Below are 4,976 nucleotides of genomic sequence, written 5' to 3' on the forward strand. Positions count from 1 at the left end.
ATTGGCGGTGTTTCCCCGGTGGCGCACCTCAACCCGCCTGTCACCTTGCTCGACCAGGACCTGTGGCGCTTTGCAGTGGTCTGGGCCGCGGCAGGTCACCCGCATGGCGTTTTTCAGTTGCAACCGGAGGACCTGAAGAACCTGACCGGTGCACCGGTGGTGGATGTGGTTCAGGCTACCTCAGAGGTGGCTGCATGAGCGAGCACTACTGGAAAAAACTGGCTGAGCGTGCTGCCCAGGTGCTGGCCCAGCCGGAGCCGCCGACGCCCAATTCAGTGCCATCGCCTTGTGTCTCGCTGTGCCTGATGCACCCCGGTGCGGGCTGGTGTGACGGTTGCTTGCGCACGCTGCCCGAAATCGGCGGCTGGAGCCGCGCCAGCGACGAGGAAAAACGCTTGGTGTGGTCGCAGATTCCTGAGCGCTTATTGAAGCGCCAGGCGACTGACCGCTGAGTCCCCCCACTTTTGGCCCACGGCCCAGAGCCCCATGAAAACCATCCACTTCTACCTGGACTTTATTTCGCCCTACGCCTGGCTGGCATTCGACGCCTTGCCTCAAAGCTTGCAGGGCATCAGTTACCGCGTGGTGCACAAGCCGGTGGTGTTGGGCGCCATGCTCAAACACCATGGGCAGTTGGGTCCGGCAGAGATTCCCGCCAAGCGCGACTGGGCCTACCGCCAAGTGCAATGGCAGGCACGTGTTCAGGGCACCCCGTTACAGCTGCCCGCCAGCCACCCGTTCAATTCGTTGGGCTTGTTGCGCCTGGCCACGGCTTGCGATGCGGCAGGCGAGCCCAACCGGTTTGTGTGCGAAAAGATTTTTCGGCATGTCTGGTGCAGCGGTTTGGAGGCGGCCGACGCAGAACGCCTGGCCACCTTGAGCGCCGATCTGGCACCGAGGGCGGATGTCGGCAGCGACGAAGTCAAGAAGCTCTTGAAGAACAACACCGATGAAGCCTTGGCACTGAACTTGTTTGGCGTGCCCAGTTTTGTGGTGAACGGACAGGTGTTCTGGGGCAGTGATGCTTTGCCCATGCTGCGGGCGTATTTGCAGGGTGACCCCTGGTTCCAGTCGACCGACTGGACCAGCGTGGCGCAGCTGCCCGTGGGCATTCAGCGCAAGCTCTGAGGCGGTGTTATTTAAAAGTTGCAGTTGGCGTTAAAAAAATCACTTTGACGAGGACGGCATGTCATCGCCCTGGTCATGCAATTCTTTTTCCCAGCGGTTCATCAGCCAGGCGAACAGCACCACCATCGCTAGAAAGATCAGGAATGAGCCTTGCGCGGCCATCCAGAAATGAAAGGGCCATCCCCACACCTCAAACGAAAGACTGCGCGCAAAAAATGCGGGTCCAAAACTTGTCAAGGCCCACAGCAGCAGCAACAGCCATGTCAATCGCCATTTGCGTTTGTTCAGGGCGAGCGAGTGTGTTGTTTTGGTCATCACCCAGCATAGAGACAAAACAGGTCCACAAGATCTGGGTGTTTTCCCTTGAGCCCATGAAAAAAGCCCACCGAGAAAAAGAAAAAACCCGATCGCGTGAAGCGACCGGGTTTTTTGGAAGGGGTCAGCTTGGCAAGACAGGCCTTGCCAATCTGGACCTTTTAATGAGCAGCACTACCTTGTGAGGTCGAACCGTCAAAGCTTGGGAAGCGGACGTTCTCCACCAAGTCCTGAACTTCTTTGTCGGGTGCCTTGGTCAGCAGCGAAACAATGATGATCACCGCGAAGCCCAGTGGCACACCAAAGATGCCCGCCGAGATCGGGGCAATGTCCCACCAGGTGTTGGCCTTCAGGATTTCAGGCGTGAGCGATCCTTCATGGAACAAGCCGTACATCCAGGGATGTGTTTTGAGCATGTAGTAGAACGAGATGCCCAAACCAGCCACCATGCCCAGCGACGCGCCCCACTTGTTGGCACGCTTCCAGAAGATGCCAAGGGTCAACGCCGGGAAGAAGGCTGCCGCAGCAAACGAGAAGGCCGCAGACACCAAGAACAAAATGTCCGCCATGCGCAGGGATGCGACATAAGCCGCAGCCAAGGCCACGAACACCAAAAGGACTTTGGAGATCGTCACGCGACGGTTGGCCGAGGCGTTCGGGTCAATCACTTTGTAGTAAACGTCGTGCGACAAGGCGTTGGCAATGGTCAGCAACAAGCCATCGGCCGTGGACAAAGCCGCAGCCAAACCACCCGCTGCCACCAAACCAGAAATCACGAACGGCAAGCCGCCGATTTCAGGAGTGGCCAACACCACGATGTCACCGCCCAAGCGGATCTCTGCCAGTTGCAAGATGCCATCTTTGTTGATGTCAGCCACCGCCATCAGCGTGGGGTCGACCACGTTCCAGCGTGCAATCCATCCCGGCAATTGGTCCATGGGCGTGCCGACCAAGAGCGTGTAGATGTCAAACTTGACCAGCACTGCCAAAGCAGGCGCGGTGAAGTACAACAAAGAGATGAAGAACAGCGACCAAGCCACCGACTCACGCGCTGCACGCACCGAGGGCACGGTGTAGAAGCGCATCAGGATGTGTGGCAGCGCAGCCGTACCAATCATCAAACAGAACACCAAGGCCAAGAAGTTTTTGCGAGAAACATCTCGAGCCGCGTCGTCTTTGCCTGGGAAAGGCTCAGCATGGCGCAGGGGGGGCGCTGCACGGGCAGCGTTGGTCGTGCGCGCAGCGGTGTAAGCCGCTTTGGCAGCCGCTTCGTCTTTGGGCAAAGCGGCCACAGCAGCTTCAGCGGCCTTGATGTCAGCAGCCGGCGCGTTGGCGGCCTTCAGCTCTTCCAGCTTTTTGGTGGCTGCTTCTTTGTCAGCGGCCATGGCTGCTGGCACATCTTTCAGCTTTTCAACGGCTGCGTCAGAGCGTGCTTTGAAGATACCGCGAACTTCGAGTTCTTTGGGGTCTTTCAGCAATTGCTCTTCTTTGGCCGTGACTTTTTGAAGCAGATAGCCATAAGATATCTGAGGCACGGGGTTGCTGGTGTGTTTCACCGACAACCAAACCACCGGGATCATGTAGGCGACGATCAAGATCAAATATTGTGCCACCTGAGTCCATGTCACTGCGCGCATACCGCCCAAGAACGAGCAGACCAAAATGCCAGCCAAGCCGACATACACACCCACGTCGAAGGACAGGCCCGTCAGGCGGGCTGTGATCAAGCCCACGCCGAAGATCTGCGCCACCACGTAAACGAAGGACACCAAGATGGCCGCAAACACGCCAATCAGGCGAGGCATGTTGCCGCCGTAGCGTGCGCCCAAAAAGTCGGGAATGGTGAACTGGCCAAACTTACGCAAGTAAGGGGCCAAGAACAAAGCCACCAAACAGTAACCGCCGGTCCAGCCCAGAATGAAGGCCAAACCGCCGTAACCTGTCAGGTAAAGCGTACCGGCCATGCCGATGAACGAAGCCGCCGACATCCAGTCGGAGCCTGTAGCCATGCCGTTGTAGATGGCGGGCACACGGCGACCGGCCACATAGTATTCGGCCGCGTCGTTGGTGCGACTCATCACACCAATACCGCCGTACAAGAGCACGGTGGCCGCCAAGAAGGCATAGCCGATGTACTCTTTGGGCATGCCCATCTGCTCAAGAACAGCGAGCACGATGACGAAGGCTGCAAAGCCACCGCCGTAGAACAAGAAAACTTTGTTCAGAGACTTCTGAAACTGGCCTTGGGTTTGGCCTTCCCCACCGAAAACGCTCATGATTCATCTCCTTCAGAAACGCCATATTCCTTGTCAAGCTTGTTCATATAGCGTGCGTAGTACCAAATGATCAGGCAATAGACGATCAATGCGCCCTGGGCAGCGACCCAAAACGAGAATGGCCAGCCAAAAAAGCTGAACGTCAAATCACGCGAAAAGTACAAAAGTACGAACGTGACAAAGAACCACAAGGCCAGCAAGAGCCCCGTGATCCTTAAGTTTTTGCCCCAGTATTCCTGGTGCCTTGCAGTGAGCTGCATCATCGTCTCCTTATTGTTGAAAAACCAAACTACCGACTGTCAAACTTTCATTCAAAGCCAAGGCTTTTGGGGCTTGAATCTCAAACCGAGCTGTCCAATTTCAAACCTGTTTCTCTTTCGAGTTGCGCGGCCACCTTGGGCTCGAAACTCTTTAAATGGCGCATGACTTGCAGGGCTTTTTCGGGTTCCTGCATTTCCATGTGGACCCGAGCCATTTGGTACCAAGCGTAGGGACTCATCGATTGCAACTGGGTGTTGCGCTCGAAAGCCACCAAGGACTCGGCAAAGCGTTGCTGACGCACCAGTGCCAAACCCAGGCCATACCAAGCCCGGTCCATTTTTTCGTCGATTGCAACGGCCGCTCTGAAGGCGATTTCCGCGTCTTGGCTGCGCCCCAGTTCTTCGCAAACAAAGCCCACGTTGAAGTGGGCATTGGCATTGGCCGGGGTTTGCACCAGAGCGCGTTCAAAAAATCCTAAAGACTGAATCAAGCGGCGATCGTTCAACGCCTCGAAACCCAGGCTGTTGAGTGCCAAAACATCGTCTGGATGGATCTCGAGGATGTCTTGAAACAAAACGTGGGCTTTGCTGCGCAATCCCAATACCAAAAGGGCCTTGGCTTGAAGACGTAACCAAAAACACCTGCTGCGACTTGAGGTGTTCGCGCTTGCGGGAGAGAGATGGCTTTTCACTGACATGATGCAACTCCCAACTCTAGGCAAATGTCTATTTTTAATTGCACCACCAAGACCCAAGCGATCAAAAGCCAACTGCTGGTGGCCAAAGGGATGTGCTGGTCCAGGATCAGTTTGGGACTGATTTTGCGTGTCAGCCAAAGTGCAGGCTTGGAGGCCACATCCAACAGTTGCCAAAACACATTGTGGTCACGGTTGGCGCCGGCCAACAATCCCAGCAAGAAACGCCCAACGATGAACATGAGAGAGAGTTCAATCAGACTCTTGGCAATGACGACAGCAAGCAACATGGGCTTTATTGG

General features: G+C 56.1%; 7 protein-coding genes and 1 pseudogene. 3 read left to right on the top strand and 5 right to left on the bottom strand.

Going from position 1 to position 4,976, the window contains the following annotated elements; all coding sequences use genetic code 11:
* From ACIQ3A_RS13685 to ACIQ3A_RS13695, 3 genes and pseudogenes are all read left to right on the top strand, one after another.
* Positions 1–198: pseudogene (locus ACIQ3A_RS13685) on the top strand (YbaK/EbsC family protein); the annotation flags it as partial.
* Entirely contained in the window at positions 195–452 is a 258-nt protein-coding gene (locus ACIQ3A_RS13690) for a DUF1289 domain-containing protein (protein ID WP_396432279.1), read from the top strand. The pseudogene ACIQ3A_RS13685 and the gene ACIQ3A_RS13690, both read left to right, overlap by 4 nt.
* Before the next feature lie 34 nt (positions 453–486).
* The gene (locus ACIQ3A_RS13695) at positions 487–1,128 is read left to right on the top strand and encodes a 2-hydroxychromene-2-carboxylate isomerase (RefSeq protein ID WP_396432280.1); all 642 of its coding nucleotides are present in this window, start codon (positions 487–489) and stop codon (positions 1,126–1,128) included.
* 39 nt (positions 1,129–1,167) lie between these two features.
* Here the strand turns inward: ACIQ3A_RS13695 and ACIQ3A_RS13700 are convergent, their stop codons facing one another.
* The 5 genes from ACIQ3A_RS13700 to ACIQ3A_RS13720 all read right to left on the bottom strand — a co-directional run.
* Entirely contained in the window at positions 1,168–1,443 is a 276-nt protein-coding gene (locus ACIQ3A_RS13700; protein WP_396432281.1) for a DUF4212 domain-containing protein, read from the bottom strand.
* A gap of 161 nt (positions 1,444–1,604) precedes the next feature.
* Positions 1,605–3,719: a sodium:solute symporter family protein gene (locus ACIQ3A_RS13705; protein ID WP_396432282.1), complete on the bottom strand. Its 2,115-nt coding sequence runs from the start codon at positions 3,717–3,719 to the stop codon at positions 1,605–1,607.
* The gene (locus tag ACIQ3A_RS13710; RefSeq protein WP_396432283.1) at positions 3,716–3,979 is read right to left on the bottom strand and encodes a DUF4212 domain-containing protein; all 264 of its coding nucleotides are present in this window, start codon (positions 3,977–3,979) and stop codon (positions 3,716–3,718) included. Before ACIQ3A_RS13710 ends, ACIQ3A_RS13705 begins: the two co-directional genes overlap by 4 nt.
* Positions 3,980–4,059: 80 nt before the next feature.
* Positions 4,060–4,575 (bottom strand): tetratricopeptide repeat protein, encoded by a 516-nt coding sequence (locus tag ACIQ3A_RS13715; protein ID WP_396432284.1) that lies wholly within the window; start codon positions 4,573–4,575, stop codon positions 4,060–4,062.
* Between the two features lie 92 nt (positions 4,576–4,667).
* Positions 4,668–4,976, bottom strand: a 309-nt coding sequence (locus ACIQ3A_RS13720) for a hypothetical protein (protein ID WP_396432285.1), incomplete at its 5' end; no start/stop codon positions are given.

The organism is Limnohabitans sp., assembly GCF_044361985.1.
Taxonomy (GTDB): domain Bacteria; phylum Pseudomonadota; class Gammaproteobacteria; order Burkholderiales; family Burkholderiaceae_C; genus Limnohabitans_A.

Coding starts and splice junctions, on each gene's coding strand:
- ACIQ3A_RS13690 (WP_396432279.1), top strand. CDS start 195: ATGAGCGAGCACTACTGGAAAAAACTGGCTGAGCGTGCTGCCCAGGTG.
- ACIQ3A_RS13695 (WP_396432280.1), top strand. CDS start 487: ATGAAAACCATCCACTTCTACCTGGACTTTATTTCGCCCTACGCCTGG.
- ACIQ3A_RS13700 (WP_396432281.1), bottom strand. CDS start 1,443: ATGACCAAAACAACACACTCGCTCGCCCTGAACAAACGCAAATGGCGA.
- ACIQ3A_RS13705 (WP_396432282.1), bottom strand. CDS start 3,719: ATGAGCGTTTTCGGTGGGGAAGGCCAAACCCAAGGCCAGTTTCAGAAG.
- ACIQ3A_RS13710 (WP_396432283.1), bottom strand. CDS start 3,979: ATGCAGCTCACTGCAAGGCACCAGGAATACTGGGGCAAAAACTTAAGG.